The following is a 238-nucleotide window of genomic DNA, read 5'->3' as shown; positions in this document are numbered from 1 at the left end:
ATCAGCGAACGCCGCTTGCGGCGGGTGACACCACGGATGTCGCGCTCACGCATCACGCGGGCGACGCGTTTGCGGTTCACTCGCCGGCCCAGGCGGCGCAGTTCGGCGTGGATGCGCGGGACACCGTAGGTGTGCCGGGAAGCGATGTGCACCACGGTGATCTGGTGCGCGAGCGCGTCGTCGGCGGCCTGACGAGCGCGGCGGGCGGTCTCGCCCTCGCACCAGGCGTAGTACGAGG

1 protein-coding gene is annotated in these 238 nt (G+C 71.4%); it reads right to left on the bottom strand.

Annotated elements, in window-relative coordinates; genetic code table 11:
- Positions 1-238, bottom strand: a 238-nt coding sequence (locus AC5WRT_RS39250) for an IS3 family transposase (RefSeq protein ID WP_496098991.1), incomplete at both ends; no start/stop codon positions are given.

The sequence above is a fragment of the Streptomyces sp. NTD91 genome, from assembly GCF_059510455.1.
The sequence above is the reverse complement of the archived record's forward strand: the minus strand, read 5'-3'. Positions and strand labels throughout refer to the sequence as shown.